Here is a 25,427-nt window from a genome sequence, read left to right as displayed (position 1 = left end):
CCCGTCATTCCCGCGAACGCGGGAATCCCGCTTCGGCGCCAACGTCGCCAGATCGCGGGACCCCCGCTTTCGCGGGGGTGACGAATGGTAGGGCGGATGTCGAACGGTCAGAATTGCGAACACAAAAAAAGGCCGCCCCGCAAGGGACGGCCTTTTTGTTTCGGCAAAAGCCCGATCGGGAAGATCAGGGCTGCTGCAGATAGGCGATCAGGTCGGCGCGCTTCTGCGCATCGGGGAGACCGGCGAACACCATCTTGGTGCCGGGCACCACGCGGGCGGGCTTTTCCAGATACTGGAACAGCTTTTCCGGGGTCCAGGTGATGCCGCTGTTCTTGTTGGCGGGCGAGTAGTTGAAACCTTCGACGGTTCCAGCAGTGCGACCGACGATGCCGGCGAGCGAGGGGCCGACGCGGTTCTGGCCGGCTTCCTTGACGTGGCAGGTCTTGCACTGGATGAAGACCTTCTCGCCTTCAGCTGCATTACCGGTCATGTCGGCGAACTTGGTGCCGTCGAGCGTGTCGGTGTTGTCAGCTGCCGGTGCTTCGGCAGCAGCGGGCGTCGGGGTTACGGCAGGGGCATCAGCAGCCGGTGCGGCGGCGTTTTCCTCAGTGGTCGGGGTTTCGCTGCCGCCCGAGCAGGCGGCCAGCAGCGCGAGACCGGCAAAAACGCCGGAATAGCGCAGTGCATTCAATCTTGACATGAACTCTCCTTTTGCTCGGCGACTTTCGCCCATCAGCACCCGCCAATATAGACGGACTGAACAGGTTGGAAAGTGGGCAAGACACAATCTGAACGCCCGATGAAGAATTTTGTTCATGCGGCGGCAGTCAGGCCCCACATTTGGGTCAGCCGGCGCCCGTCCGGTGGCCCGGCAGGGCAGCGCCAAGACCGTGATCGGGCGGCGTGCAGACCGCCGGTCACACCCAGAATCCGCGCCGGAACCATTTGGTGACGATATATTTCGTCCCCGACCGGACCGGGTTGCCGCTGTGGAGCATGTGCAGGTTGGGCCGGCCATCGGGCGCCATGTTGTTCCAGATCAGCAGCATGCCGGTGCGCGGCATCATTTTGAAGCTCAGCCGCGGAAATTCGGTCTCACCGCCGCTTTTGGGTTCGTTGAGGAACACCATGGCGGTCCAGCTGCGCTGGCCACCCGCCTTGCGTTCCTTGGGCCAATAGCGCTGGTCGGTGTGAAAGAAGTCGTGATGCGGCTTGAACTGCTGGCCCTTGGTGTAACGCTGGCCCTGCAGCGTTTCGCCGCAGCGCGGATCGATGCCCGTCAGCCCGCAGATGCGATCGTCGATTCGCAGCACCTCAGGGTCCCAGCGATCGAGGTTGCAGCTGTAGCTGGTGCGAAACTCGCCGTCGCGTTCCTTGTCCGACCGATACAGCTCGGATGGCACGGCATCGGCGTCGATCATCGCGATGAGGTCTCGGCACTCCGCCTTGCTGAGGAAATCCTGGTAGCAATAGACCTGCATCGGCGCGGTCACGTCGTCAAAATCGATCCGCTGCACCTGGGGGTGCGCGTCGAGTCGCTCGCCCACCTCGCGCCCGATCCGCGCCAGCTGCCTGCGATGAAGAAGGTCCGTGATCATCTGCGATCGTTGTGCGCAGCGCCGCGTGCAAGTCAAGGTACAGGGTCTCGCAGATGCAAGAAGGCCCGCCGGATCACGCCGGCGGGCCCCTCATGTCGCAGCCATTAGGACCGTTGCGCTTACCAGAAGAAGTCGGGGATCACGTCCACGACCTGGCCGGTGTAGGTATCGACCAGCAGAACGTCGCCGAAGTAGCGCACCCAGCGCAGCTGCCCGTAAGCCGGCGGCAGGCGGTAGGCCCATGGATCGTTGATCCAGAAGTTGCTGGCGAAGAACGGCGCGCCCAGCGTGAAGCCTATGCCCAGCCGGCGGTAGCCCCAGCCGCGCACCGGCGGGTAATAGCGTCCGGCGCGGAAGAAGTTGCGGTTCTGGTTGCGGAAGCCGACCCAGTCATAGCGGCGGTCGTTGCGCCATCCGCGATCCCAGTTGCCGCCGCGCCCGCCACGGTTGTCCCAGCCCCGGTTGTCCCAGCCCCGGTTGCTATAGGCGCGGCGGTCGTTCCGGAAATTGCGATTGTCGCGGAAATTGCGATTGTCGCGGAAATTGCGATTGTCGACGCGGCGATCCTGACGGAAGTCCTGGCGGTCGTTGCGCCGATCGACCCGGAAATCCTGACGGTCGTTGCGGCGCTCTGCGCGGAACTCCGGCCGGGTCACGTTGCCCTGGCGAAGATCGCGACGGTCACCCCTGCGATCCTGGCGGAAGTCGCGCTGGTCTGCGCGGCGTTCCTGTCGGAAATCCTGGCGATCAGCGCGGCGCTCCTGACGGAACTGCTGGCGGTTGTCGATGCGTGCGGTACCGATGTTGTTGTTGCGGTTCTGCACCTGGACCTGACGTCCGCCGCCACGTACATCGCGACCGCCACCGCCACCGCCGCTGCTGCGCGCCGCATTGCTGCGGCCGCCACCGCCGCCGCGAACCGCGCTGCTGCGGCCACCGCCGCCGCCACGCATGGCGTTGCCGCCGCCACGGCCGCCGCGCTGCTGAGCAACCGGTTCCAGCCCGGCTTGCGCCGCGATGCGGCTTTCCTGCTGCACCGGCTCGATCACCGCAGCCTCGGCCTGGGCGAGCGGCAGCAAAAGGCTGGCAAGGGCAACCCCTGCCAATGCCAGCGGCATGCGGTACAATGTGTTGGACAGGCGCCGGGGCAAATCGCGGACAGGCTCGGCAGCGGGATAAGTGGTTGGATATGTTGACATGACCATAGTCGACCTTTCTCGAAAATGGCCTGAGCAATCGTGTCGGCAACCACGCGGCACAGGACGGTTTGATAATGCCTGTCTAGCAAATCCAGGCTGACCCCCAGCTTAACCACCCCATGCGCCTTTTGTTCATCCCGGCAAGGTCCTGCGGCGAACTGCACGATGAAACCCGTTGCGTGCGGCGGGCGGGCGGTTTAGCCTTTCGGTGCATGAGTTCGCACGCGGTCCGCATCCTGGCGCTGCTCACAGGCAAGCCCCGCCCTTTTCGTGAAGACGGCACGATGAGCGCGATCGCGCGTCAGCCCGTAGCAGGCCCGGTGATGCTGGGCGAGCTGGGTTTTGAGGGCGATGCGGTCGCCGATACGGTTCATCACGGCGGGCCGGACATGGCGGTGCACCATTACCCGTTCGATCATTACGCGTTCTGGCAGCAGCGGCTGGACAGGCACAAATTGCTGCAGAAACCGGGGGCGTTCGGCGAGAACATCTCGACGCGCGGGCTGGTGGAAAGCGACATGCGCATCGGCGACAAGTTCCGGCTGGGCGAGGCGCTCGTCGAACTGACCAAGGGCCGCCAGCCGTGCTGGAAGCTCGACCACCGCTTCGGCGTTTCGGGCAAGCAATCGGTGATGGCGGAGATCGTTCGCACCGCGCGCTGCGGCTTTTATTACCGCGTGCTCGAGCCCGGGCGGGTGCAGACCGGCGATGTCATGCGGCTGGTCGAGGCCGGTCCCGCGCCCTGGACGGTCGACCGCGTGTTCAAGCTTCTGGTCGCGGGACAATACAAGGCCGAACCCGAAGCGGTGCGCGCACTTGCCCAATTGCCGCAACTGGCAGATGACTGGCGCAAACGCGCCGCCGCTCTGGCGGATTGAGGGGAGATACGGGTTTGCGACATTTGATTTCGGGCGCTGCGGTGCTGGCGCTGGCAGCATCTGCGGGCTTTGCGCAGACCCCTGCTGCTTCCGATGCGGCCAAGGTACACGAACGCATCCTGACGCTCGACACGCATCTCGACAGCCCGGCGAACCTCGACCAGCCCGACTGGAACATCACCGAGCGGCACGATGTGCTGCACGATACCACCCAGGTCGATCTTCCGCGGATGATCGAGGGCGGGCTCGATGGCGGCTTCTGGGTGATCTACACCGGGCAAGGCCCCAATGATGCGACAGGCTATGCCCGCGCGCTGGCGCATGCATTGAAACGACTGCACCAGATCCACGATTTCGCCGCCGCCAATCCGCAAAGCTTCGCGCTGGCCACCACCGCTGCAGACGCCGCGCGGATCGCCGCCAGCGGCAAGCGCGTCGTCTATATCTCGATGGAAAACGGCTACCCGCTGGGCACCGACATCGCCAATCTCGAGGCATTCTACCAACTCGGCCTGCGGATGGCAGGGCCCGTGCACAATGGTTCCAACCAGCTCGCCGATTCGACCAATGGCGAGGCGGTGCACGGCGGCCTCAGCGATCTGGGCAAGGCGTGGGTGAAAGAGGCCAACCGGCTTGGCATCATCATCGATGCCAGCCACGCCGCCGACAGCAGCTTCGACCAGATGCTGGCGCTGTCCAAGGCGCCGATCATCCTGTCGCATTCGGGTCCCAAGGCGCTGCACGATCACCCGCGCAATCTCGATGATGCGCGATTGAAGGCGCTGGCAGCCAAGGGCGGGGTGATCCAGGTCAACAGCCTGTTCCTCTCGCCCGATCTGCCGCGCCCCGGGGTCGAGGCCATGCGCGCGCGGATGGCGGATGTGGACACGCTGCCGGCCGAGCAGCGCGCCGCACTGATGGCCGAATGGGCAAGGGTGAACGTCGCTGAGCCGCGCTCGGCGTCCGATTTCGATCGGTACATGGAGGCGGTGTTCTATTGCATCGATCTGCTCGGGGTCGATCATGTCGGTATCGGCGCGGACTGGGACGGCGGCGGCGGGGTGATCGGGCTCAATCAGATCAGCGAGATTCCCAAGATCACGCAGGCATTGCTCGCGCGCGGACTGACCGAACAGCAGGTCGAGAAGATCTGGAGCGGCAACGTGCTGCGCGTGATGGCCGAGGTGGAGCGCGTCGCTGCGGGCAAGTGACGAGCAGGTGAGCACCCCTCGTCATTCCCGCGAAAGCGGGAATCCCGCTATTGCGCAACGGTCGCGAAGGAAGCGGGACCCCCGCCTGCGCGGGGGTGACGGCGTTATTCTGGTTTTGCCTCAGGCCATCTCGACCGCGAACAGGGTGTTGCCCTGATAGCGGTCCTCGCGCGGGTTGAACACCGGCTGGGGATCGAACACCCGGTCGGTCAGCGCCAGATCGTTCAGGCCATCGAGCTTGAACGCGCCGACCTTGATCTCGCGCGGCGGCTTGCCGTCGCGCTCGAGAGTCACGCCGTCCAGATACAGCTGGTCGTGGCGGGTGTAGAGAATGTGCGGCGCGAGCCGGATGCGGGTGCGGTTGTAGGTCGCTTCGAGGCATTTGCGCAGGGCAATCGCTTCAAGCACGGTCTTGTTCATATCCATGTGCTGATTATGGGGTATTCGAGGCTGAGGTTCAACGATTATTGTGCAGTGCAGCATTTTGCTTATTTCGCGGGTTCGCCTTTGAGATGGGTATCGAACCACGCCACGGTCCTGCGCAGCGAATCAAGCCGGTTCTCGCGCCGGTCGAAACCATGGCCTTCCTGCGGGTAATACACCGTCTCGACGATGTTGCCCTTGGCCTTGAGCAGGTCGTTGACCTCCTGCGCCTGACCGCGCGGCACGCGGATGTCGTTCTCGCCCTGGATGGTGAGCAGGGGCGCCTTGGCGGCATTGAGATAGGTCAGCGGAGACGAAGCCTTGTAGACCTCGGGATTCTCGTCGGGCGTGCCCAGCAGGCCGCGCTGATAGGCCTTGAGCCGCTCGTCCTGGTCGCGGTACATCGTGTTCCAGTTGATGATGCCGAACCACTGCACGGCCGCTGCAAACTCGTCCGGGGTGCGGCCGATCGCCATCAGCGTCATGAACCCGCCATACGATCCGCCGAAGATGCCGACCTTGGCCTTGTCGACATAGCCAGTGCTGACCAGAAACTGCTTGGCCGCGACCGTGTCCTTGAGGTCGCCGCCGCCCAGATCCTTGTAGTTGGCGTTCTGGAAGGCATCGCCATAGCCGGTCGACCCGCGGAAATTGGGGGCGATCACGATGTAGCCACGACTGGCAAAGGCTGCTGCATACTGGCTGAACCCGTCCTGCGTCGCCGATGTCGGCCCGCCATGCGGGATCACGATCGCGGGATTGGAGCCATCGCGCTTGAGGTTGAACGGCATCGTCACCACCGCGCTGACCAATGTGCCGTCAAAGCTCTTGTAGGTGACGACGCTCGATTTGGGCAGCACCGCAGGCGTCAGGCTGGCCATCGCCAGCTGCGTCGCGGGGCGCGCGGTGTTTGCCGTCAGGTCGACCAGATACAGGTTGGTCGGCGAATCCGCGCCCGAGCGGGTGGTCAGCAGCATCCGGCCATCGGGCGACAGCGGCTGCGCGCCCGAGAGGTTGTTGACGCCCGGGCCGAGCGGCAGCGCCGTCTGTTGCATGCTGGCCAAATCGACGCGGTACAAGGTCGACCGGGTATCGGCATTGGTGCGCGCGATCAGCGCCTTGCCGTCGTCGATGAACGCGCCGGCCAGCTGCTCCCACGGCGTGGGCTTGAGCCACTTCCAGCTCTCGTCCGCTAGGGTGTAAACGCCGGCATGGTCCTGGCCGGTGTCCTGGTTGGTCGAGACCGCGATCAGGCTGCCGTCGGCGGTCGCATCGGCGGCTTCATAGCGCACATCCTTGGCGCCGAGCAGACGGACCGCCTTGCCATCGGCGATGGCGACCTTCCAGACTTCGCCTTCGCGGCTGTCGACCCGGATGCGGTTGGCGATGATCGCCTTGCCGTTGTCGATGAACGCGACCGGGCCCCAGTTGAACTGCGGGTCCTTCTCGGCGGTCAGGTTGCGGACCTTGCCATCGGGGCCCATCACCGCAAGGTTGGACTGGCCTTCGGATTTGCGCTTGGTCGAAAGCGCGATCAGATCGGTCTGCGCGCTGCTCAGCATGTCGCTTTCGGCGATGTCGGGGGTCTGCGTCAGCCGCTCGACCGCGCCGCCGCCGGTCGGCACACGATAGATATCGGCATATTCGTTGCCGCCGACGTCTTCCTCGAAATACACCCACTGACCATCGCGCGAGGCGACCAGGCCCGATTGCACCTCATCCGATTGGGTGATCTGCACCGGCCAGCTGCCCGCAGCATCGGTGCGCCAGATGTTGAAGCGGCCGGTGATGTTGGTCGAGACGAAGATTTGCCTGCCGTCGGCGCTCCATGTCACGCCCGCGAGGTTGCGGGTGGTGCCGATATCGTCGAGCGGCACCGGCCGGGCCTGCGGGTTGGTGGGGGAGGCAATGCTGGCCGGATCTGTCACCGGCCGGTCAGGGGTTGCCACCTGCGCGGCCAGAGGGACGGTGAAACCTAGCAGCAGGATCGCAGACCAACGCATCATCACCGTCTCCCCCTATGTCAGCCCCAACGGGCCGCCTATTTCTGTTCGGCTTCCTGCGCATCGAGCTGCGCCAGCCACTCTTCCAGCCATTTGATGGTATAGTCGCCCGACAGGAAATCGTCCTGCTTGAGCAGTTCCTGGTGCAGCGGGATCGTCGTCTTGACGCCCTGCACCACGAACTCCTCGAGCGCACGCTTGAGCCGCATGATGCAGCCCTGCCGGGTGCGGCCATAGACGATGACCTTGGCGATCATGCTGTCGTAATAAGGCGGGATCCGGTATCCGGCGTACAGCCCGCTGTCGACGCGCACATGCATGCCACCGGGCGGGTGGTAATAGCTGACCAGACCGGGTGACGGCGCAAAGGTGCGCGGGTCTTCGGCATTGATCCGGCATTCGATGGCGTGACCGCGAAACTCGATCTCGTCCTGACGCACCGAAAGCGGATGACCCTCGGCGATGCGGATCTGCTCGCGCACCAGATCGACCCCGGTGATCGCCTCGGTCACGGGATGCTCGACCTGCAGCCGGGTGTTCATCTCGATGAAGTAGAACTCGCCGTTTTCCCAGAGGAACTCGATCGTGCCCGCACCGCGATAGCCCATATCGGCCATCGCCTTGCACACCACGCCGCCCATGCGCTCGCGCTCTTCGGGCGTGATCACGGGCGAGGGGGCTTCCTCGAGCACCTTCTGGTGGCGGCGCTGCAGCGAGCAGTCGCGTTCACCCAGATGGATCGCGTTGCCGTTGCCGTCGCCAAACACCTGGAACTCGATATGGCGCGGGTTGCCGAGGTATTTTTCCATATAGACGGTGTCGTCGCCGAACGCCGACTTGGCCTCGTTGCCCGCCTGCTGCATCAGCGTTTCGAGCTGATCTTCGCTTGGCACCACCTTCATCCCGCGTCCGCCGCCGCCCGATGCCGCCTTGATCAGCACCGGATAGCCGATCGATGCCGCGATGATCTTGGCCTCGTGGACATCCTTGATCGCGCCGTCCGAGCCGGGAACCAGCGGCATGCCCAGCGCGCCTGCGGTGCGCTTGGCCTCGACCTTGTCGCCCATGGTGCGGATATGCTCGGGCTTGGGGCCGATCCAGATGATCTTGTGCGCCTCGACGATCTCGGCGAACTTGGCGTTCTCTGACAAGAAGCCATAGCCAGGGTGGATCGCATCGGCCTGGCTGATCTCGGCGGCCGAGATGATGTTGGCGATGTTGAGATAGCTCTGGCCGGCAGGCGGCGGGCCGATGCAAACCGCCTCGTCCGCCAGCCGCACATGCATCGCGTCGGCATCGGCGGTAGAGTGCACCGCCACCGTCTTGATGCCCATTTCGTGCGCCGCGCGGTGGATGCGCAGCGCGATTTCGCCGCGATTGGCGATCAGGATTTTCTTGATGGCCATAAGCGCTTACTCGATGACGACCAGCGGCTGGTCGAACTCGACCGGCTGCCCGTCTTCCACCAGGATCGCGGTGACCTTGCCTGCGCGTTCGGCAGTGATCGGGTTCATTACCTTCATCGCCTCGATGATCAGCAGCGGATCGCCGATCTTGACGCTCGCGCCGATGCTGATGAACGGCGCTGCGCCGGGTTCGGGCGCCAGATAGGTGGTGCCGACCATCGGCGATTTGACCGCATTGGCCATCGACGGTGCGGCGGGCGCTTCGGGCGCAGCGGCGGCGGCCGGGGCAGCGGCGGGCGCGGCGACCGGGGCGGGGGCTGCAGGAACGGCGACGCTGGCCACCGGTGCGGCGCTGATCGTGCGCGCGACGCGGATCTTGCGATCGCCGTCTTCGACCTCGATTTCACTCAGGCCGGTTTCGCCCAGCAGTTCTGCCAGTTCGCGTACCAGTTTGCTGTCTATGTTCATGCCGCCTCCCTGTTTTGCATTGCCGCTTTTGCTGCTTGGTGATGCCATTGTCTGTTCCTGCGCCCTTATTGTTCTGGTCCGCGGGTGCCTGTTGTTTGGCAACCTCGCGGGAATGTCATGGATTGAGCTATGCCCGCCCAGAGGCGGCAAAGACAACCGTTAACTGGTCATAGCAGCGCGGCGGCCTCCAGCGCCAATAGATAGGACGCTGCGCCGAAGCCAGAAATTGTCCCCTTCGCGGCCCGGCCGACCCAGGATGTGTGCCGGAATTCCTCGCGCGTGTGCGGGTTGGACAGGTGCACCTCGATCACCGGCGTGGTGATCGCACGGATTGCGTCATACAGCGCGATCGAGGTGTGGGTGAACGCGCCTGCGTTGAGCAGCACGGCCTTTGCCCCTGACGCCTGCGCCTCGTGCAGCCAGTCGATCAGATGGCCTTCGTGGTTGGACTGGCGCATGTCGATGGCCAGCCCCAGCGTCTGCGCGCGGTCGTCCAGCCGGTCGGCGATGTCGTCGAGCGTGTCGGCGCCATAGATTTCGGGCTCGCGCAGGCCCAGCAGGTTGAGATTGGGTCCATTGAGGACGAATATCATCGGTTGATCGGCCATGCTTTCCCCGTAGCCCGGCCCCGTAGTCCGGCGTGCGCCGCGCTTATGCGGGAAAGCGACTCGCTAGGCAAGGTCGCGGCGGTGCGAGCCGGGCACCTGCGCGTCAGGCGGGCGGCACCGGGCCGCCGCCATACAGCCAGTCCCAGCGTGCCATCACCGCATCGGGACGGGCAGCGGCGGCGCGGCCCAATGGCAGCCGCATCGCCAGCGTGGCGAGCGGATTGCCCGCGTGGAAATCGACGCCATTGGCGCGCGCATGCGCCTGGACGCGGGCCGTGCGCGGCTGGCGCAGCGCGAAGAAGCGGGTCAGCGCGGTTTCGACCTCCGCATCGCCCGGTGCCATCGGCAGCAGTTCGGCGAGCGTCGCGCCGTCCTCGATCCCCATCGCCGCGCCCTGCGCCAGGAACGGCAGCATCGGGTGGCAGGCATCGCCGATCAGCACCGCGCGTCCCCGGTGCCAGGCGCGCATCGGCTTGCGATCGTGCAGCGCCCAGCGCAGCGGCGCTTCGACGCGAGCGAGCAGCCGCGTGATCGCATCCCACCCGGCAAATTCGGCGCGCAGCCGGTCGGGGTCGCCGGGCAGGTTCCAGCCTTCCTCGCGCCAGTCCGACTGTTCGGTCACCCCGACAAAATTGACGAGGCCGGGTCGCACCCGATAGGTCACCGCATGGCGGCGCGGGCCCAGCCAGGCACCCACGCCCGCAGGCGGAGCGGCGGGATCGTCCTTGGTGACCGCGATCAGCGCGCGCCACGCGACATGGCCGGTGAAACGCGCGCTGTCCTTTCCGAACAGATGTTCACGCACCCGCGAATGGATGCCGTCCGCGCCGATGACGAGGTCTGCGGTCAACGTCTGGCCTTCCGCCGTCACCACCGCCGCGCCATCGGCATCGATCTGCTCCACAGCGCAGCCGGTGACCAGCGCGCCGGGCTGTGCCGCCTCGAGCGCTGCGTGCAGGATCGTAACCAGATCGGCGCGGTGCACCGCGACATAGCGCGCACCCCAGCGGCGCAGCGCCGTATCGCCCAGCGGGATTTTCAGGATCTCGCGCGCGCTGCGGCCATCGCGCAGGGTGATCGCCTGCGGGCATTGCCCTGCTGCAGCCACCGAATCGGCGACGCCCAGCTGGCCCAGCACACGCATCGCATTGGGGCCAAGCTGCAGCCCCGCGCCGACCTCGTGCAGGCCGTCTGCGCGCTCGAGCACGCGCACCTCATGCCCCTTGCGCGCCAGCGGCAGTGCGGCGGCGAGCCCGGCGATTCCCGCGCCGATGATCAGGATGCGCATGAAGGTCTGTTCGTGGCTCGCATGATCGCTGTGTAACGCAGCGATCTGCCAGCGCAACCATCGCCCTTCCGCGTGCGGGAATCTGCCGCTATGCCGGGTGTATGCTGCCTTCCCTCATGATCGTTGACGACTTCCTGGCCGATCCGCATTCCGCGCGCTCGGCAGCGCTGGCGCTCGGTTACGACCCTGCAACCCGAATGGGCAATTATCCCGGTACGCTGTCGGGCGCGCCATTGCCGATTGCGGGGCTGGAGGAGGCAGTGTCGCGAATCATCGGCGTGCGGTTGAAGCCCCAGCCCGGCACCACCCACGGCCATTGTCGCCTGACGCTCAAGGGCGATCGCGGGGTCAGCGGGGTGCACATCGACCCGTGCTTCTATTCCGGCATATTGTACCTGAGTCGCAACGAGGATGCGCGCGGCGGCACCGATTTCTTCCGCCACAAGCGCACCGGGCTGGAAAAGGTGCCCATCGATCCGCTGGGTCTGGCGCAAAGCGGCTATCCGGACGTCAACGCGCTGGTCGAGGATGTCGTCAACCGCGACACGCTGCACCCCGCACGCTGGGAGCGGGTGATGCGGGTGCCGATGCGCTTCAACCGGCTGATCCTGTTCAGCCCGTGGCTGTTCCACAATTCTGCCGATGGCTTTGGCGCGGCGGCGGACACCGGACGGCTGGTCCATCTGCAGTTTTTTGCCCGCGCCTGATCGCGGCCAGATCCCGAAGCGTCAGTCCCGATCGGTGTCCATCGCCCGCGCCTGCGCCTTGCGCCGCTTCAGATTGGCGCGCAGATTGGCCGCGAGCCGCGCCTTGCGCTCTTCGTCGGGGCGCGGCAGCTTCTGGCGTTCGGGCGGGGCGGGGGCGTCGGACATGGTGCGATGCGCTTAACGCGACAGTCTGCGATTTGGCAAGGCTTGCGAGGGTTGACAAAGCTTTGGCGGCTGCGCATAGGCGCAGGCCTTGCGAGCGGGCAGGCATCTGCCCCGCATCGCTGTGGTCCGCGAAATGGTGTGCTGCTGTAGCTCAGTGGTAGAGCGCATCCTTGGTAAGGCTGAGGTCGGGAGTTCAATCCTCCCCAGCAGCACCATTTCGCGAGACCGGCTTTTCCGCCCCGTTCAGGCCATCGGCCTCAATCCGCCAGCACGTCGTTCCATTCGGGATGGCGCTTGAACGCTGTCACGACATAGCTGCAGCGCGGCAGGATGGACCAGTGTTCTTCGCGCGCGGTGGCGATCAGCTGCTCGGTCAGCTTGGCGGCGATGCCCTGGCCGCGCATCGCATGGGGAACATAGGTGTGGTCGGCGATGACCCGGGTCGCGCCTGCGCTCGCGCCGGTGGTGGCATACGTCAGCTCGGCTTCGGCGCCCTCGGCGCGATAAACGAAGCGTCCCCCCGATGGCGAGGTCTCGTGGGTGATGGCGGTTGCGGGATCGGCGTCAGTCTGTGTCATGATGGTCTCCTTGTCGCCCCCCGGTCGCAATCCGATATGGGGGTGGGGCGGCGGACCGGCAACGGGTGGCCTTCGAGTCGCAAAATGTGGACCTTGCCCTGCCGGTTGCCACGGCGGCATGTCCGATCGTTGCGCCGATGCAACGCCAGGGTCGATTTGTGCGGCATATGCGGCGCAAACTGTGCATCTGCCCCTTTATCTATTGGGCAACTTGGCTTATATGGCGCGCTCAAGAAACCATCAGGAGAATTCGCTATACGTCCGCCAGCCCCCCGTCGCGGCCTCACCATGCCACTCAAATCCGGCCCGCGCTTCAATCAGTTCATACAGTCACCCCAGGTTCGGGTGATCGATGAGAATGGCGAAAATGTAGGCGTATTGCGTACCGAAGAAGCGATAGAGCGCGCAGCAGCCGTCGGGCTGGACCTGGTCGAGGTCTCCCCCAACGCAGAGCCGCCGGTCGCCAAGTTCCTCGACGTCGGCAAGTACAAGTACGAGGCCCAGAAAAAGGCCAATGCCGCGCGCAAGAACCAGAAGACGCAGGAGATCAAGGAGATCAAGATGCGTCCGAACATCGATGACCATGACTATATGGTCAAGATGAAGAAGGTTCATTCGTTCATCGACGAGGGCGACAAGGTCAAGATGACGCTGCGTTTCCGCGGCCGCGAACTTTCGCACCAGCAGCTCGGCATGGCCCTGCTCCAGCGGGTGCAGGAAGACGTCAAGGAAGTCGCCAAGGTTGAAGCCTATCCCCGCATGGAAGGCCGCCAGATGCTGATGGTGCTGGCACCCAAATAAGCGCGCGCTGGATCGGTAGCGTTTGGTTACCGATCTAGCGGACGTGTTTCAAACGTCAGTCTGGACGTGTCGTTGGCAGGCACCGTGACCTGCCAGACATGCTTGCCATCCTTGCGGATCGTGCGGCCGCTGGTCTTGCGCAGTTCGCTGCCTGCAACCATGGCCAGATCGATCTCGGCGGTGACCGGCTCTGGATTGGCGTTGGTCAATTCCAGCATATAGCCATCCCATCCGCCCTTCGATGCCACCAGCGTGCGGGTCGAGGCCAATTGCACCGCGCTGCTTGTCCCGATGGTGAACTTCACCTCCTGCCCCACCGCGTAATCGCGCATCCGGCCCTGGCCGATCAGCAGCCCGTTGTCCGCAGCGCCATCGAACACCGCGATCCGGCCCGAGGGCAAAGGCAGACCCAGCCCGGTCGCGGTCTTGTTGTCCATGCGGACCTCGATCTGCAGTGGCTGCGGCGCGCCTTCGCCATTGCCGACCGCACTCCCGCGATAGACCAGCCGCGCGGGCACATTCTGCTTCGATAGCAGCTTCACCTGTTTCTGCCCCTTGGCGGCAACGGTCGAGCGGAACGGGACGCGGTAGAGCTTCAGGTCGCCTAGCGCTTCGAGCTCGGCCTCGACCTTGCGCCGCGCCCCGGTCACCACGACCGCATCCATCGCTTCAGCGCGTGCCATCATCGCCGGAGCGGGGGCAAGAGGTGGTGGCGGAGGCGACATTTGATACCCGTTGTCGTCCATCCCTTCGGCGGTGCTGCCCTGCGGCCAGCATTCGATGTATAATGGTTCCGCCTCCGGCTTGTCGGCGATCTGCTGCATCGGCTGGCGGATGTTCAGCGTGCCCGCGATCACCAGCAGCTCGGCATCGGCAAAGCTCTCCGCATTGCCATTGGCGAGCGTCAGCCAGGAGAACAGGTCGAGGCTCTTGCCGTCCGCGCCCAGCTTGACGACATAATCGGCGTTCCAGTCGAAACCGGCGGCGAGATACGTCAGCGTCACCTCGGTGGTGGCGGCTTGCGGAGAGACGGTATCGACCGACAGCACCGGGGTCGCAAACAGGCCGCCGGGCAGGTCCTGGTAGATCACCGTTTCCGGCAGGCCCGAGCATTGCAGCGCCTCTACCCCAGCTTCGGTTTCGACCACGAGCGCGCCTTGCGAACCGCTGCGGATCACCGCATCGCGCTCGGTCACCGCGCCGGTAGCCGGATCGGTGCGGCGCAGCGTCACGCGGTTGCCCAAGCTTCCATCGACAAGCGCGCCGGGCGACAGCAGTTTCTTGTCGCGGTTCTGCTCGATGATCCCGCCGGGCAAACCCCGGATCACAGCGGAGACGGCCACCATGCCCTCGGCGACACCGGCAAACCGGATGGTGGCGGGGCCGGCGGGGACGGTGATCGTGCGGGTTTCGGTGACCACCGCAAAGCCGTTGAGGTAGTCTAGGTTCATCCCCCCGCCATCGCCGCGCGCAGGATCGCGATAGATGGTGACCGCAACGGTGTCGGGTTTGGCGGAGATGATTTCGGGGCGGGGTTGGGCGTGGGCGGGGGAGAGGAGGCAACACACCGCCGCCAAAGCCCCAAGCACAACATTCCGTGTTCCCGAGCGAAGTCGAGGGACCTTACGCAACCGGTGGCGCGCGCGTCCCTCGACTTCGCTCGGGAATGCGGGAAAGGTCATGGGGCACACAGTCTTTAGCCTATCCCCCCACCCTCAATACCTGGTCTCAAAAGTCGCGGTCACTTCCGCGCTGTCATTCGCTGGCACTGGCACCGCCCACACCACCGCATTGCTGCTGCGCCGCTCGCTCTTCAGGCTCTCGGTGACGATCCGGGTGTCGGTCCAGCCGAAGTCGAGACCCGATTGCATCAGGTCCACAGTGACTGCGCCATCGCGCGCATTGGTCAGCTCATAGCGCATGCTGGTCTGCCAGCGGGTGCTCGACAACCGCTTGCGCTCGACCACCGTGGTCTTGACCTTGACGTCGAACGCCTCGCCAGTCTTGAGCGCGAGCGCGCTGCCCATCGGGGTGTGGTCGATCGCGTTCTCGCCGATGAACTGTGGCGATCCGCGCTGGTCGCGCTGGTAGAAGCGCACGCTGCCTGCGGGCAGCGCATCGCCCAAGCCACCCGATTGGCTCGAGCTGAACTTGACCACGGTATCGGCGCTGCGCGGTTCGGTGATGCTCGCCAGCCAACCGGCGCGGTATTCGTAGGCGCGCGATGCCGGCACGCCCTGCACGTCGAGGAAGTTGATCTGCTTGGTCTGGCTGTCCGCAATCGTCGTGCGGCCGACGGGGTAGAGATAGAAATCGCCCAGCCGTTCGCGGTTCGCGGTCTCGGTGCCGGCGCTGCGGATATAGCGGCCTCTTCCCCCGCCAAAGCCCGATGCGCCTTGCGGATTGCCCGCGACAAGCAGCGTATCGGCGTTGCGATAGGTGGTGCCTGAGCTGTTCGACAGCGTCACCCAGCCCTGCACGTCGATGCTGCCCTTGGCCTCGTCGAACAGGGCGACATAGTCCGCCGACCAGCCCATGCCGCCAGTGAGATACCGGATCGCTGCCTCGCGCACGCCTGCACGTTGGCTGTCGAGCGTGATCGAGAGGGTGGGGCGTGCGCGCAGATTGTCGGGCACCTTGTCGAAGATCGCGCGCACCGGCAGGCCATCGTCGCGCAGCACCTCGATGCGGCTGCCGATCTGCACGACCACCCCCTGGTTGACCGAAAGCACCTTGGCGCGCTCGCGGGTCTCCGCGCCGGTCGCCGGGTTGGTGCGGACAAGCGTGATCGTCTCGCCGACCGCCTTTTCCATCAATTTGCCGGGGGTGAGCAGGTCGTAATCGAAATTCTGCTCGACGATCGTCGCACCTTCGGCGGAGAAGGAGACGGTCTGCGGCTGAATTTGCGCCGAGACATCGGGGAATTCGATCCGGCTGGTGCCGCTGGCGATGTTGATCCTGCGGACATCCTGCACCAGCGAGGTACCGCCGTTGTACACCGTGACCGAGACATTGCCCTGCGCGCTAGGGGCGTTGGGATCGGCGGCGTCCTGCGCCAGCGCGGGGGTGAGGGCAAACAGGCTGATCGCAGCCGCCCCCATCCAGAATCTAGACGAACGCTGCATGCTGGCCTCCCCGCGGATTGTCGCTTGATGGTGGCTTAGGCCTGGCCAAATGAACAGGGGCTAAATCGCTGGGCAAGCGTTTGCGCGGCCGTTAAGAAGGCGCCATGCTGCGCATCGCTTCCTACAACATCAACGGTATCAAGGCGCGCCTGCCGCGCCTGCTCGAATGGCTCGACGAGACCCGGCCTGCGATCGCCTGCCTGCAGGAGATCAAGACGCAGGACGAAGGCTTCCCCGCAGCCGAGTTCGAGAAATTGGGCTATGGCGCGATCTGGCACGGGCAGAAGGGCTTCAACGGGGTCGCGATTCTGGCGCGCGACGCGCAGCCGGTCGAGGTGCGGCGCGGCCTGGAGGGCGAGATCGAGGACGAGCATTCGCGCTATCTCGAGGCCGATGTCCACGGGCTGCGCGTAGCATCCATCTACCTGCCCAACGGCAATCCTCAGCCGGGGCCGAAGTTCGATTACAAGCTGCGCTGGATGGAGCGCCTGCGCAAGCGCGCGGCCGAGATCATGGCCGAAGAGGTCCCTGCGGTGCTGGCGGGCGACTACAACGTCATCCCGCGCGACAACGATACCTTTTCGGTGCGCGCGATGGCGTCCGATGCGCTGATGCAGCCCGAAAGCCGCGCTGCCTATCGCCGGATCCTCGCAGATGGCTGGACCGACGCGATCGGCACACTGCGTCCTGCGGGCGGGGTGTGGACCTATTGGGACTATCAGGCCGGTGCCTGGCAGCGCGACCACGGCTTCCGCATCGATCACCTGCTCTTGAGCCCGCAGGCTGCCGACCGGTTGAAAGCCATCGGCGTCGACAAGGATCACCGTGGCCGGGAAAAGGCCAGCGACCACGCACCGACCTGGGTCGAGCTGGCTGCGTCCTGATCCATCCCGACCACTGCGCCAATCCCGTCATTCCCACGAACGCGGGAATCCCGCTTCTCTCGACCGCCGCGCAGTAGCGGGACCCCCGCGTTCGCGGGGGTGACGATGGAAGTGTCGTTTAAATTCGGTCTGCCCGCGCGACCGATTCGGATGCCCGCAGCGCCATGATGATCTGCATCAGATGCCCGACATCGTGCACCTCCAGATCGGATTCATAGGTGTGGAAAGGCTGGTCGCGGTTGGTCAGCTTCAGGTTGACGATGTTCGCCTTGTGGTGGCTGAAGATGCCCGCCATGTCGGCAAGCGTTCCGGGGCGGTTGTAGAGAATCGCACGGATGCGCGCGGTCGCGCCTTCCGAATCACTTTCCCATGACAGGTCGATCCAGTCGGCATCGACCCCGCTGACCAGATTGAGGCAATCGATGGTGTGCACCTCGATATGTTCGCCCTGGCGGCGCAGCCCGACGATGCGGTCGCCCGGCACCGGGTGGCAGCATTCGGCAAGCTGGAACGCGACCCCGGGGGTGAGTCCACGGATCGAGATCGCGCGATCCTGTCGCGGAAACTCGCGCTGCGCCACAAGATCGCTGCTGCTGCCGGGGACGAGCGCATCCATCAGATCGTGGTCGGTGATCTGGTTGGTGCCGATCGCGACCATCAGATCGGTCTCGTCCTCCATCTCGAGCCGTTCGAGCGCCTGTTTGAGCGCCTTCTTGCCGATCTTGACCGGCAGGCGTCCGGCGATCTCGTCGAAGATCACCCGGCCCATCGCGGCGGTTTCCTCGCGCTCCTTGTCGCGCACATAGCGGCGGATCGCGGCGCGCGCCTTGCCGGTGGTGACAAAGCCCAGCCAGCTGGTCTGCGGCTCCTGGCCTTCGGATTTCAGGATTTCGACGATGTCGCCATTGGCGAGCGGGGTGCGCAGCGGCACGTTGCGTCCGTTCACCAGCACGCCCACCGCCTGGTTGCCCAGGTTGGTGTGGACCGCATAGGCAAAATCGACCGCAGTCGCGCCCTTGGGCAGCTGATGCAGCGCGCCCTTGGGGGTGAACGCGAAGATGCGGTCCTGATACATCGCCATGCGGGTGTGCTCGAGCAGCTCGTCGGCATCCTGCGCGGTGTCGAGAATCTCGATCAGGTCGCGGATCCACCCGGCCTGGCCATCGGGGCGCGACCCGCCCTGCTTGTAGGCCCAGTGCGCCGCCAGCCCGAATTCGCTTTGCCGGTGCATGTCATGGGTGCGAATCTGGATTTCCACCCGCATCGAGCGGCCATGGATGATCGCGGTGTGCAGCGAGCGATAGCCGTTGCGCTTGGGGGTCGAGATATAATCCTTGAACCGCCCGGGGATCATCTTCCACTTGCGGTGGATATGGCCGAGCGCGGCGTAACAATCATCGACGCTGTCGACGAGAACCCTGAACGCGATGATGTCGGTCATCTGCTCGAACGACACATGCCGCTCGGCCATCTTGCGCCAGATCGAATAGGGATGCTTTTCGCGCCCGCTGACATCCGCCGTCAGGCCATGCGCAGCAAGCTCGGTGACAAGCGATTGTGCGATGGTCTCGACCTGGTTTTCGCCGCTGGCCTTGATCTGGTCGAGCCGCCCGACAATGGTGTCATAGGCTTCGGGCTCGAGCTCGCGGAACGCCAGCATCTGCATCTCGCGCATGTATTCGTACATGCCCACGCGCTCGGCCAGCGGCGCGAAGATATCCATCGTCTCGCGCGCGATCCGCTTGCGCTTGTCGACGCTGGAGATGAAATGCAGCGTGCGCATGTTGTGCAGCCGGTCGGCCAGCTTGACCAGCAGCACCCGCAGGTCGTTCGACATCGCGAGCAGGAACTTGCGCAGGTTCTCCGCGGCGCGCTCGTTCTCGGTCTGCGCCTCGATCTTCGACAGCTTGGTGACGCCGTCCACCATCTCGGCCACCTTGGGACCGAACATGCGCTCGATCTCCTCGATCGTCGTCAGCGTATCCTCGACGGTATCGTGCAGCAACGCGGTGATGATCGTCTCGACGTCCATCTTGAGGTCGGTCATAAGACCAGCAACTTCAATGGGATGGCTGAAATAGGGGTCGCCGCTGGCGCGTTTTTGGCTGCCGTGTTTCTGCACCGAAAACACATAGGCGCGGTTGATCAGGGCCTCATCGGCATCGGGGTCGTATTCCTTGACCCGCTCGACCAGTTGATATTGTCTCAGCACCCACTGAATGTCGGTGCTTTGCCTTCAAATGCAACAGAAAAACGCGCCCGCACGGGCTTTGGCCAAAGTCGCTCCGGGGGCGGGAGGGCATAGGCCGAAAACCGGTGCAGGCGCGCGAGGTTTGCCGCTCGGCAGCGTCCATCCAGTGGGAGGTGCATGGCGCGAGCCGAGCAGGCGGAGTGGGTCGGGGAGCGGGCGGGGGAAACCTGGGCGGAAAGCTCAGCCCTTGGCGTTGCAGGCGGTCAGGTCCTCGCCCGCCATCGGCTCGCTGCGGGTTGAAAACGACGTGACTTCGCCCATCTTGCGTGACAGGCGGGTGCAGGCATTGATCGGCCGCGACGTGGCCTTCGAGCCGCTGCACACCGTGCCCTCGCACTGCCAGACCACGCCCTGGATGATCTTGGTGGTCTTTTCGACCGGTGCGGCAAGTTCCGCGCTGAAATAGCTGGCGCTGGAGTTGGAGCTCGGGCCTGGGGTCTGGGCGCTGGCGGTGCTGGCCTGCAGCATGACCAGGCTGGAGAGCGTGGCAGCTGCAACGAAGGCGATCTGGGTAAGGGTGTTGGCAAAGCGGGTCATGACGGTGTCCTTTCGCGGGTTATAACTTAGAGGATTGGGGTAGGTGTAAATTAGGTTGCGAATCACTACCTACATAATTAGGTTTCGAGTTGCAACTAGAAACTGAATTTTCATTGGCTTTGCTGCGATTTTGGATAAAGATGGCAGCCTGCAACCGGATATGATGACCATGAACCCACCCTCTGCCGCCAAATTGCGCGAACCGCTCGCCGAGATCGCTGCCTGCTGCAGCCTGCCGCAGGCGCTGGAGACGATGGGCGAGCGCTGGTCGTTCATGATCCTGCGCGCCTCGTTCAACGGGCTGCACCATTTCGAGGAGTTTCTCGAAGAGCTGGGAATCGCGCGCAACATCCTCTCCAACCGGCTGACTCGGCTGGTCGAAAGCGGCATCCTCAAGCGCGCGCCCTGCGTCGATGACCGCCGCAAGATCGAATATCGCCTGACCGACAAGGGGCTGGACCTGCTGCCGACGATGATCGCGCTGCGTCAGTGGGGCGAGAAGTGGGAAAGCGGCGTGCCGTCAAACCCGGTGCTGGTCGACGAGCGCGACCGCCGCGCGATCCAGCCAATCTCGATCCTCGCGCACGATGGCCGGGTGCTGACCCATCACGATCTGTGCTGGATCGATATCGGTGATCTCAACACCGGCGCGGTCGATGACGATCACGAAGGCGTGGTCAAGCGCATCGCCACGATTTGAGGGTTGGCGCCTTTCCCCTACCGCTTGCGGGGAAAAGCCCCAAAAGCCCGACCCATCTCCGCTCAGCCTGAGCCTGTCGAAGGCCCCGCTATATGGCCTGCGTGGGTGCGGGGCCTTCGACAAGCTCAGGCTGAGCGGGAGTGTGTGCGGACTGAATGTTCCTCCCGCTAGCGGCAGGGGAGAGCGCGCGGCTCAGCCCCCGTCCGCCGACAGCCTGACCGCGCGTTCGCGCAATCTTTCGACTGCTGCTGCATGAATATCCGGCGCGCAGCACAATACGCCGAACGCATTCGCGCGGGGTTTGTTGTAGCGCAGTTCGCCGCCCAGCGCGTCGGTGACGCGGGCGCCGGCTTCCTCGGCGATGATCGCGGCGGCGCCGATGTCCCATTCATAGCCCCAGCGCAGCGTGGCGAGCAGATCGGCGCGATCATCGGCGATCATCGCCATGCGCAGCGCGATGCTGTTGGGCTTTTCGACGACGGTGAGATCGATGTCCGCCTTGGGCAGCGCATCGGTCGGCACCCGCGATCCGGGGAAGCTGGTGCGCCTGCTCGACTTCAGCCTTTTGCCGTTGAGGAACGCGCCGCGACCGCGCGCCGCGATCCAGTATTCGTTGCGGGCAGGGGCGGCGAGCACGCCCATCACAACGCGGCCATCCTCGACCAAAGCCACCGAAATCGCCCAGCCGGTTCGCCCGCGGACGAAATCGCGGGTGCCGTCGATCGGATCGACCAGCCAGATGCGCTCGCAGTCCAGCCTCCCTGCGTCATCGGCGGTCTCTTCGGACAGCCAGCCTGCATCGGGGACCAGTGCGCCCAGCCGGTCGCGCAGGAAATTGTCGACAGCAAGATCGGTCTCGCTCACCGGATCGCCCGGCATCTTGTCCCAGACCTGCAGGTCGCCGCCGGCGCGCGCAAACGCGGTCACGGCAATGGTACTCGCCTCTTCGACGATATGCCGGATCGTATCGGGAGAGACCTTGGTGCGCGACGCCATACCAGCGCCTTAGCGCGCTGCGTTGCGCTGCAACAGTCCCTTAACGCTCACGCGTGGCGCTGAACGCAATGTCGGGGTTCTTTTCCTGTTGATAGCCGATGTCCCACGCCGACCGTGCCATGAACACCGGGTTGCCATCGCGATCCTTGGCGAGGTTGTTCATCGAGATGCGCTTGAAGGCCTCGAGTGCGTCGGATGGCCCGGTGATCCAGCGCGCGGTATCGAACGGCGACATCTCGAGCACCGCCTCGACCTTGTATTCGGCTTCCAGACGGCTGATCAGCACCTCGAGCTGGAGCTGGCCGACCACGCCGACGATCCACTGGCTGCCGATTTCGGGGTAGAACACCTGGATCACGCCCTCTTCGGACAGATCGTCCAAAGCCTTGCGCAGCTGCTTGGTCTTGGTCGGGTCCTTCAGCTGGACGCGGCGCAGGATTTCGGGCGCAAAGTTGGGCAGGCCGGTGAAGCGCACGTCGTTCTTCTCGGAGAGCGTATCGCCCACCCGCAACGTGCCGTGGTTGGGGATACCGATGATGTCGCCGGGCAGCGCCTCGTCGGCGAGCTCGCGGTCCTGCGCGAAGAACAGGATCGGCGAGTGCACCGCGATCGGCTTGCCGTGGCCCGACGGCACCAATTTCATGCCGCGCTTGAACGTGCCCGACACCAGCCGCATGAACGCGATGCGGTCGCGGTGCTGCGGGTCCATATTGGCCTGCACCTTGAAGATGAAACCGGTGACGTCCTTGCGGGTCGGATCGACGGCCTCGGGCTGCGCAGGCTGCGCGCGCGGCGGCGGGGCGTGGTCGGCGATCGCGTTGATCAGCTCGTCGATGCCGAACTGCTTGAGCGCCGAGCCGAAATAGACCGGGGTCAGGTCACCATGGCGATAGGCTTCCAGATCGAAGCTGGCATAGCCGCCCTGCGCGAGCTCAGCCTCGCCGACCAGCCGTTCGAGCGCCTGATCGGTGAGCTTGTCGGCCAATGTGGGATCATCGAGCCCCGAGACCTGTGTGAACGAGCCGTCGAACTCACGGCTTGGCCCGGTGGGCTGCATCAGGCGGTTGCGCGCGAGATCGTACACGCCTTCGAACTGCCCGCCCATGCCGACCGGCCAGCTCATCGGGCAGACATCGAGCGCGAGCGCATCGGCGACCTCGTCGAGCAGCTCAAACGGGTCGCGGCCTTCGCGGTCGACCTTGTTGACGAAGGTGATGATCGGCACGCTGCGCAACCGGCAGACCTCGAACAGTTTGCGCGTCTGCGGCTCGATGCCCTTGGCAGCATCAATCACCATGATCGCGGAGTCGACCGCAGTCAGCGTGCGATACGTGTCTTCGGAAAAGTCTTCATGGCCCGGGGTGTCGAGCAGGTTGAAGGTGATGCCCTTGCGCTCGAATGTCATCACCGAGGATGTGACCGAGATGCCGCGCTGCTGCTCGATCTTCATCCAGTCCGACCGTGCGCGCCGCGCCGCGCCGCGTGCCTTGACCTCGCCCGCCAGATGGATCGCGCCGCCGGTGAGCAGCAGCTTTTCGGTCAGCGTGGTCTTGCCCGCATCGGGATGCGAGATGATGGCGAAGGTGCGACGGTTGAGGGCGGTCATAATTTCAATTCAATTCTCTGTCTGCTTTCCGGCGAAAGCCGGAATCCAGGGCGATAACAGCGCGATCTGACTCCTGGGCTCCGGCTTTCGCCGGAGAACAGGCAGGATTTTGGCTAACCCCGCAATTCCGCCCCCAGCTTCGTCGCTGCCTTGACGATGACGTCGGCGATCGCCTTCAGCTCTTCATCGGCAAAGCTCTTGTCTACCGGCTGCAGCGTCACCTCGATCGCGAGCGAAAGCTTGCCTTCGGGCACGCCCTGGCCTGCAAAGCTGTCGAACACGCGCGCATCGGTGATCAGCTTCTTGTCCGCACCCTTGACCGCGCGGACGAGATCGCCTGCGGGCAAGGCCGCATCGACAAGGAAAGCGAAGTCTCGCGTTACCGCCTGCAGGGCGGGGGGCGCATAGGCCTCGCGCATCGCAGAGCCGCGAGGTTTCAGCGGGATGCCATCGAGGAACAGCTCGGCGACCATTACGGCTCCGTGGACCGGCTTGAAGCCGAACGCCTTGGCGGTGCTCGGGTGCAGCGTGCCGTAGGCTGCGAGCACGTTCTTGGGACCAAGCCGCAATGTTGCTGCCTGGCCAGGGTGATAATGATCGCCCGGACCTGCGCTGTCGGGGGCAAAGTCCATCAGCTTGGCCGATGGCGCGCCTGCAGCCTCGAGCAGCGCCAGCACTTCGGCCTTCACGTCATGCGCGGTGAACACCTGCGCCTTGCCCGAGCGCCAGTCGCGGCTCACCTTGTCGCCCGCGAGCACGATGCCGAGCGTCGCGCGCTCGAGGCTGGTGCCGTCCTCGGCCTTGAAATAGCGCCGGCCGATCTCGAACAGCCGGACAGAACCCGCGCCGCGATCGAGGTTGCGCTTGGTGGCCGAGAGCAATCCGGGCAGCAGCGAGGGCCGCATCACTTTCAGGTCTTCGCTGATCGGGTTGGCGAGCGTCCAGTCGCCGCCGCCGAAGGGGGCTGCTTCCTTGTCCGAAATGAACGACCAGTTGACCGCCTCGTTGAGACCGCGCGCCGCCGCCAGACGCCGCACGCGCCGCTCCTGCAGCTGCGCCGGGCTGGCGGTGGGCTTGGCGACACCGGGCAGGCGCGGCAGCGGGGTCGAAGGGATCGCATCGATCCCGGTGATCCGCACCACTTCCTCGACGATATCGGCTTTGCCCGCCACATCGCGCCGCCAGCTCGGGACGGTGATGGTCCACGGGGTTGCTGCGCTGTCGATGGCGAAACCGAGGCGCTCGAGGATCGCCTTCTGCTCGTCAGCGGGAACGTCGATGCCGCCGAGCGCGGCGCAATAGGACGGGTCGTACGACACCGTCCTCGCCTCAACGGGCGGCGACCCGGCGCGCGTGACCTCGCTCGGCGTGCCGCCGCACAGGCTGATGACATAGGCCGTCGCGATCGCCAGGCCGTCGTCGAGGAACGCTGGGTCCACCCCGCGCTCGAAGCGCTGGCGCGCGTCCGAGGTCAGCATCAGCATCTGGCCGGTGCGCGCGATGTGCTCGGGGTCGAAATAGGCGCACTCGATCAGCACGTCGGTGGTGGTCTCAGCCACGCCCGAATGCTCGCCGCCCATGATCCCGCCGATGTCGTGCACTTGGGCGTCGTCGGCGATCACGGTCATCGAGCTGTCGAGCGTGTAGGTCTTGCCGTTGAGCGCCAACACCTCTTCGCCGTCCTTCGCCTTGCGCGCGACAAGGCCACCCGAAAGCGTCGCCATGTCGTAGACGTGCAGCGGGCGGCCCAGATCGATCATCACATAGTTGGTGATATCGACCAAAGCCGAGATCGGCTTCTGCCCCACGGCCTTCAGCCGCGCCTGCATCCAGTCGGGCGCCGCGCCGTTGGTAACGCCGGTGACGGTGCAGCCGTAGAACGCCGGGCAGCCTTCGGAATCGTCGGTGCGCACATCGGGGCCAGGCAAAAGCCCTCCACCCTTTAGGGGGGAGGGTTGGGAGGGGGGGATGGAAGACAGTGCGAGGTCAGGCGCG

24 protein-coding genes and 1 tRNA gene are annotated in these 25,427 nt (G+C 65.0%); 7 read left to right on the top strand and 18 right to left on the bottom strand.

The genetic code is table 11. The features are described 5' to 3' along the window. Positions 1-184: 184 nt before the first annotated feature. From ACK4R0_RS08720 to ACK4R0_RS08710, 3 genes are all read right to left on the bottom strand, one after another. Positions 185-700, bottom strand: coding sequence for a c-type cytochrome (locus ACK4R0_RS08720; protein ID WP_409673191.1), 516 nt, complete (start codon positions 698-700; stop codon positions 185-187). A gap of 217 nt (positions 701-917) precedes the next feature. Beyond that, a complete protein-coding gene (locus tag ACK4R0_RS08715) occupies positions 918-1,598 on the bottom strand; it encodes a prolyl hydroxylase family protein (RefSeq protein WP_409673188.1) in 681 nt (226 codons plus the stop codon). Between the two features lie 119 nt (positions 1,599-1,717). Continuing rightward, positions 1,718-2,797, bottom strand: a complete 1,080-nt coding sequence (locus tag ACK4R0_RS08710; protein WP_409673185.1) for an RcnB family protein — start codon at positions 2,795-2,797, stop codon at positions 1,718-1,720. Between the two features lie 212 nt (positions 2,798-3,009). On the opposite strand from ACK4R0_RS08710, the gene ACK4R0_RS08705 reads away from it, so the two are divergent. Then, positions 3,010-3,675 (top strand): MOSC domain-containing protein, encoded by a 666-nt coding sequence (locus ACK4R0_RS08705; protein WP_409673183.1) that lies wholly within the window; start codon positions 3,010-3,012, stop codon positions 3,673-3,675. Between the two features lie 14 nt (positions 3,676-3,689). Beyond that, entirely contained in the window at positions 3,690-4,886 is a 1,197-nt protein-coding gene (locus tag ACK4R0_RS08700; protein ID WP_409673180.1) for a dipeptidase, read from the top strand. Positions 4,887-5,006: 120 nt separating this feature from the next. On the opposite strand, the gene ACK4R0_RS08695 is transcribed toward ACK4R0_RS08700, so the two are convergent. The 6 genes from ACK4R0_RS08695 to ACK4R0_RS08670 all read right to left on the bottom strand — a co-directional run bounded on the left by ACK4R0_RS08695 (position 5,007) and on the right by ACK4R0_RS08670 (position 11,139). Beyond that, entirely contained in the window at positions 5,007-5,312 is a 306-nt protein-coding gene (locus tag ACK4R0_RS08695) for a hypothetical protein (RefSeq protein WP_409673177.1), read from the bottom strand. A 62-nt stretch (positions 5,313-5,374) separates the two neighbouring features. Further along, positions 5,375-7,315, bottom strand: coding sequence for a prolyl oligopeptidase family serine peptidase (locus ACK4R0_RS08690; RefSeq protein WP_409673174.1), 1,941 nt, complete (start codon positions 7,313-7,315; stop codon positions 5,375-5,377). 35 nt (positions 7,316-7,350) lie between these two features. After that, positions 7,351-8,718 carry an acetyl-CoA carboxylase biotin carboxylase subunit gene (gene accC / locus ACK4R0_RS08685; protein ID WP_409673171.1) on the bottom strand — a complete coding sequence of 456 codons (1,368 nt, stop codon included), beginning with the start codon at positions 8,716-8,718 and terminating at the stop codon, positions 7,351-7,353. A gap of 6 nt (positions 8,719-8,724) precedes the next feature. Continuing rightward, a complete protein-coding gene (gene accB, locus ACK4R0_RS08680) occupies positions 8,725-9,186 on the bottom strand; it encodes an acetyl-CoA carboxylase biotin carboxyl carrier protein (RefSeq protein WP_409673168.1) in 462 nt (153 codons plus the stop codon). 167 nt (positions 9,187-9,353) lie between these two features. Then, positions 9,354-9,794 (bottom strand): type II 3-dehydroquinate dehydratase, encoded by a 441-nt coding sequence (aroQ, locus tag ACK4R0_RS08675; protein ID WP_409673165.1) that lies wholly within the window; start codon positions 9,792-9,794, stop codon positions 9,354-9,356. A gap of 103 nt (positions 9,795-9,897) precedes the next feature. Further along, positions 9,898-11,139, bottom strand: coding sequence for an FAD-dependent oxidoreductase (locus ACK4R0_RS08670; RefSeq protein ID WP_409673162.1), 1,242 nt, complete (start codon positions 11,137-11,139; stop codon positions 9,898-9,900). 59 nt (positions 11,140-11,198) lie between these two features. Between ACK4R0_RS08670 and ACK4R0_RS08665 the strand changes: the two genes are divergently transcribed. Next, positions 11,199-11,789: a DUF6445 family protein gene (locus ACK4R0_RS08665; RefSeq protein ID WP_409673159.1), complete on the top strand. Its 591-nt coding sequence runs from the start codon at positions 11,199-11,201 to the stop codon at positions 11,787-11,789. 21 nt (positions 11,790-11,810) lie between these two features. Here the strand turns inward: ACK4R0_RS08665 and ACK4R0_RS08660 are convergent, their stop codons facing one another. Continuing rightward, a complete protein-coding gene (locus ACK4R0_RS08660; RefSeq protein WP_409673156.1) occupies positions 11,811-11,954 on the bottom strand; it encodes a hypothetical protein in 144 nt (47 codons plus the stop codon). A gap of 140 nt (positions 11,955-12,094) precedes the next feature. Between ACK4R0_RS08660 and ACK4R0_RS08655 the strand changes: the two genes are divergently transcribed. Beyond that, positions 12,095-12,169, top strand: a tRNA-Thr gene (locus tag ACK4R0_RS08655). A 42-nt stretch (positions 12,170-12,211) separates the two neighbouring features. Here ACK4R0_RS08655 and ACK4R0_RS08650 read toward each other — a convergent pair. Further along, positions 12,212-12,532 (bottom strand): GNAT family N-acetyltransferase, encoded by a 321-nt coding sequence (locus ACK4R0_RS08650; RefSeq protein ID WP_409673153.1) that lies wholly within the window; start codon positions 12,530-12,532, stop codon positions 12,212-12,214. Positions 12,533-12,820: 288 nt separating this feature from the next. Between ACK4R0_RS08650 and infC the strand changes: the two genes are divergently transcribed. Then, on the top strand, positions 12,821-13,333 hold the full coding sequence (infC, locus tag ACK4R0_RS08645) for a translation initiation factor IF-3 (RefSeq protein ID WP_300883709.1): 513 nt from the start codon (positions 12,821-12,823) through the stop codon (positions 13,331-13,333). A gap of 26 nt (positions 13,334-13,359) precedes the next feature. Here the strand turns inward: infC and ACK4R0_RS08640 are convergent, their stop codons facing one another. After that, a complete protein-coding gene (locus ACK4R0_RS08640; protein WP_409673150.1) occupies positions 13,360-14,784 on the bottom strand; it encodes a DUF4139 domain-containing protein in 1,425 nt (474 codons plus the stop codon). 264 nt (positions 14,785-15,048) lie between these two features. Next, complete coding sequence (locus ACK4R0_RS08635; protein WP_409673147.1) at positions 15,049-16,458, bottom strand: DUF4139 domain-containing protein; 1,410 nt, start codon at positions 16,456-16,458, stop codon at positions 15,049-15,051. Positions 16,459-16,565: 107 nt separating this feature from the next. On the opposite strand from ACK4R0_RS08635, the gene xth reads away from it, so the two are divergent. Beyond that, on the top strand, positions 16,566-17,342 hold the full coding sequence (gene xth / locus ACK4R0_RS08630) for an exodeoxyribonuclease III (protein ID WP_409673292.1): 777 nt from the start codon (positions 16,566-16,568) through the stop codon (positions 17,340-17,342). Between the two features lie 118 nt (positions 17,343-17,460). Here xth and ACK4R0_RS08625 read toward each other — a convergent pair whose 3' ends face one another. Together ACK4R0_RS08625 and ACK4R0_RS08620 are read right to left on the bottom strand one after the other, a co-directional pair. Then, positions 17,461-19,554, bottom strand: a complete 2,094-nt coding sequence (locus tag ACK4R0_RS08625; RefSeq protein WP_409673144.1) for a RelA/SpoT family protein — start codon at positions 19,552-19,554, stop codon at positions 17,461-17,463. A gap of 219 nt (positions 19,555-19,773) precedes the next feature. Next, the gene (locus ACK4R0_RS08620) at positions 19,774-20,130 is read right to left on the bottom strand and encodes a CC_3452 family protein (protein ID WP_409673141.1); all 357 of its coding nucleotides are present in this window, start codon (positions 20,128-20,130) and stop codon (positions 19,774-19,776) included. A gap of 163 nt (positions 20,131-20,293) precedes the next feature. Between ACK4R0_RS08620 and ACK4R0_RS08615 the strand changes: the two genes are divergently transcribed. Beyond that, positions 20,294-20,830, top strand: a complete 537-nt coding sequence (locus tag ACK4R0_RS08615) for a winged helix-turn-helix transcriptional regulator (protein WP_409673289.1) — start codon at positions 20,294-20,296, stop codon at positions 20,828-20,830. A gap of 192 nt (positions 20,831-21,022) precedes the next feature. Here ACK4R0_RS08615 and ACK4R0_RS08610 read toward each other — a convergent pair whose 3' ends face one another. The 3 genes from ACK4R0_RS08610 to pheT all read right to left on the bottom strand — a co-directional run. Further along, positions 21,023-21,826, bottom strand: a complete 804-nt coding sequence (locus ACK4R0_RS08610) for a 3'(2'),5'-bisphosphate nucleotidase CysQ (protein WP_409673138.1) — start codon at positions 21,824-21,826, stop codon at positions 21,023-21,025. 40 nt (positions 21,827-21,866) lie between these two features. After that, positions 21,867-23,432 (bottom strand): peptide chain release factor 3, encoded by a 1,566-nt coding sequence (locus tag ACK4R0_RS08605; protein ID WP_409673135.1) that lies wholly within the window; start codon positions 23,430-23,432, stop codon positions 21,867-21,869. A gap of 113 nt (positions 23,433-23,545) precedes the next feature. Then, a partial coding sequence (pheT, locus tag ACK4R0_RS08600; protein WP_409673132.1) for a phenylalanine--tRNA ligase subunit beta occupies positions 23,546-25,427 on the bottom strand: 1,882 nt, incomplete at its 5' end.

Source organism: Blastomonas sp., assembly GCF_046294995.1.
Classification (GTDB): domain Bacteria; phylum Pseudomonadota; class Alphaproteobacteria; order Sphingomonadales; family Sphingomonadaceae; genus Blastomonas.
Note: the sequence above shows the minus strand (reverse complement) of the source record. Positions and strands in the feature narration are given on the sequence as shown.

Excerpts from the sequence above, each read along its gene's own strand:
- ACK4R0_RS08720 (WP_409673191.1), bottom strand. The coding sequence starts at position 700 with ATGTCAAGATTGAATGCACTGCGCTATTCCGGCGTTTTTGCCGGTCTC.
- ACK4R0_RS08715 (WP_409673188.1), bottom strand. The coding sequence starts at position 1,598 with ATGATCACGGACCTTCTTCATCGCAGGCAGCTGGCGCGGATCGGGCGC.
- ACK4R0_RS08710 (WP_409673185.1), bottom strand. The coding sequence starts at position 2,797 with ATGTCAACATATCCAACCACTTATCCCGCTGCCGAGCCTGTCCGCGAT.
- ACK4R0_RS08705 (WP_409673183.1), top strand. The coding sequence starts at position 3,010 with ATGAGTTCGCACGCGGTCCGCATCCTGGCGCTGCTCACAGGCAAGCCC.
- ACK4R0_RS08695 (WP_409673177.1), bottom strand. The coding sequence starts at position 5,312 with ATGGATATGAACAAGACCGTGCTTGAAGCGATTGCCCTGCGCAAATGC.
- ACK4R0_RS08690 (WP_409673174.1), bottom strand. The coding sequence starts at position 7,315 with ATGATGCGTTGGTCTGCGATCCTGCTGCTAGGTTTCACCGTCCCTCTG.
- accC (WP_409673171.1), bottom strand. The coding sequence starts at position 8,718 with ATGGCCATCAAGAAAATCCTGATCGCCAATCGCGGCGAAATCGCGCTG.
- accB (WP_409673168.1), bottom strand. The coding sequence starts at position 9,186 with ATGAACATAGACAGCAAACTGGTACGCGAACTGGCAGAACTGCTGGGC.
- aroQ (WP_409673165.1), bottom strand. The coding sequence starts at position 9,794 with ATGGCCGATCAACCGATGATATTCGTCCTCAATGGACCCAATCTCAAC.
- ACK4R0_RS08665 (WP_409673159.1), top strand. The coding sequence starts at position 11,199 with ATGATCGTTGACGACTTCCTGGCCGATCCGCATTCCGCGCGCTCGGCA.
- ACK4R0_RS08660 (WP_409673156.1), bottom strand. The coding sequence starts at position 11,954 with ATGTCCGACGCCCCCGCCCCGCCCGAACGCCAGAAGCTGCCGCGCCCC.
- ACK4R0_RS08650 (WP_409673153.1), bottom strand. The coding sequence starts at position 12,532 with ATGACACAGACTGACGCCGATCCCGCAACCGCCATCACCCACGAGACC.
- infC (WP_300883709.1), top strand. The coding sequence starts at position 12,821 with ATGCCACTCAAATCCGGCCCGCGCTTCAATCAGTTCATACAGTCACCC.
- ACK4R0_RS08640 (WP_409673150.1), bottom strand. The coding sequence starts at position 14,784 with ATGAACCTAGACTACCTCAACGGCTTTGCGGTGGTCACCGAAACCCGC.
- ACK4R0_RS08635 (WP_409673147.1), bottom strand. The coding sequence starts at position 16,458 with ATGCAGCGTTCGTCTAGATTCTGGATGGGGGCGGCTGCGATCAGCCTG.
- ACK4R0_RS08620 (WP_409673141.1), bottom strand. The coding sequence starts at position 20,130 with ATGACCCGCTTTGCCAACACCCTTACCCAGATCGCCTTCGTTGCAGCT.
- ACK4R0_RS08615 (WP_409673289.1), top strand. The coding sequence starts at position 20,294 with ATGACCATGAACCCACCCTCTGCCGCCAAATTGCGCGAACCGCTCGCC.
- ACK4R0_RS08610 (WP_409673138.1), bottom strand. The coding sequence starts at position 21,826 with ATGGCGTCGCGCACCAAGGTCTCTCCCGATACGATCCGGCATATCGTC.
- ACK4R0_RS08605 (WP_409673135.1), bottom strand. The coding sequence starts at position 23,432 with ATGACCGCCCTCAACCGTCGCACCTTCGCCATCATCTCGCATCCCGAT.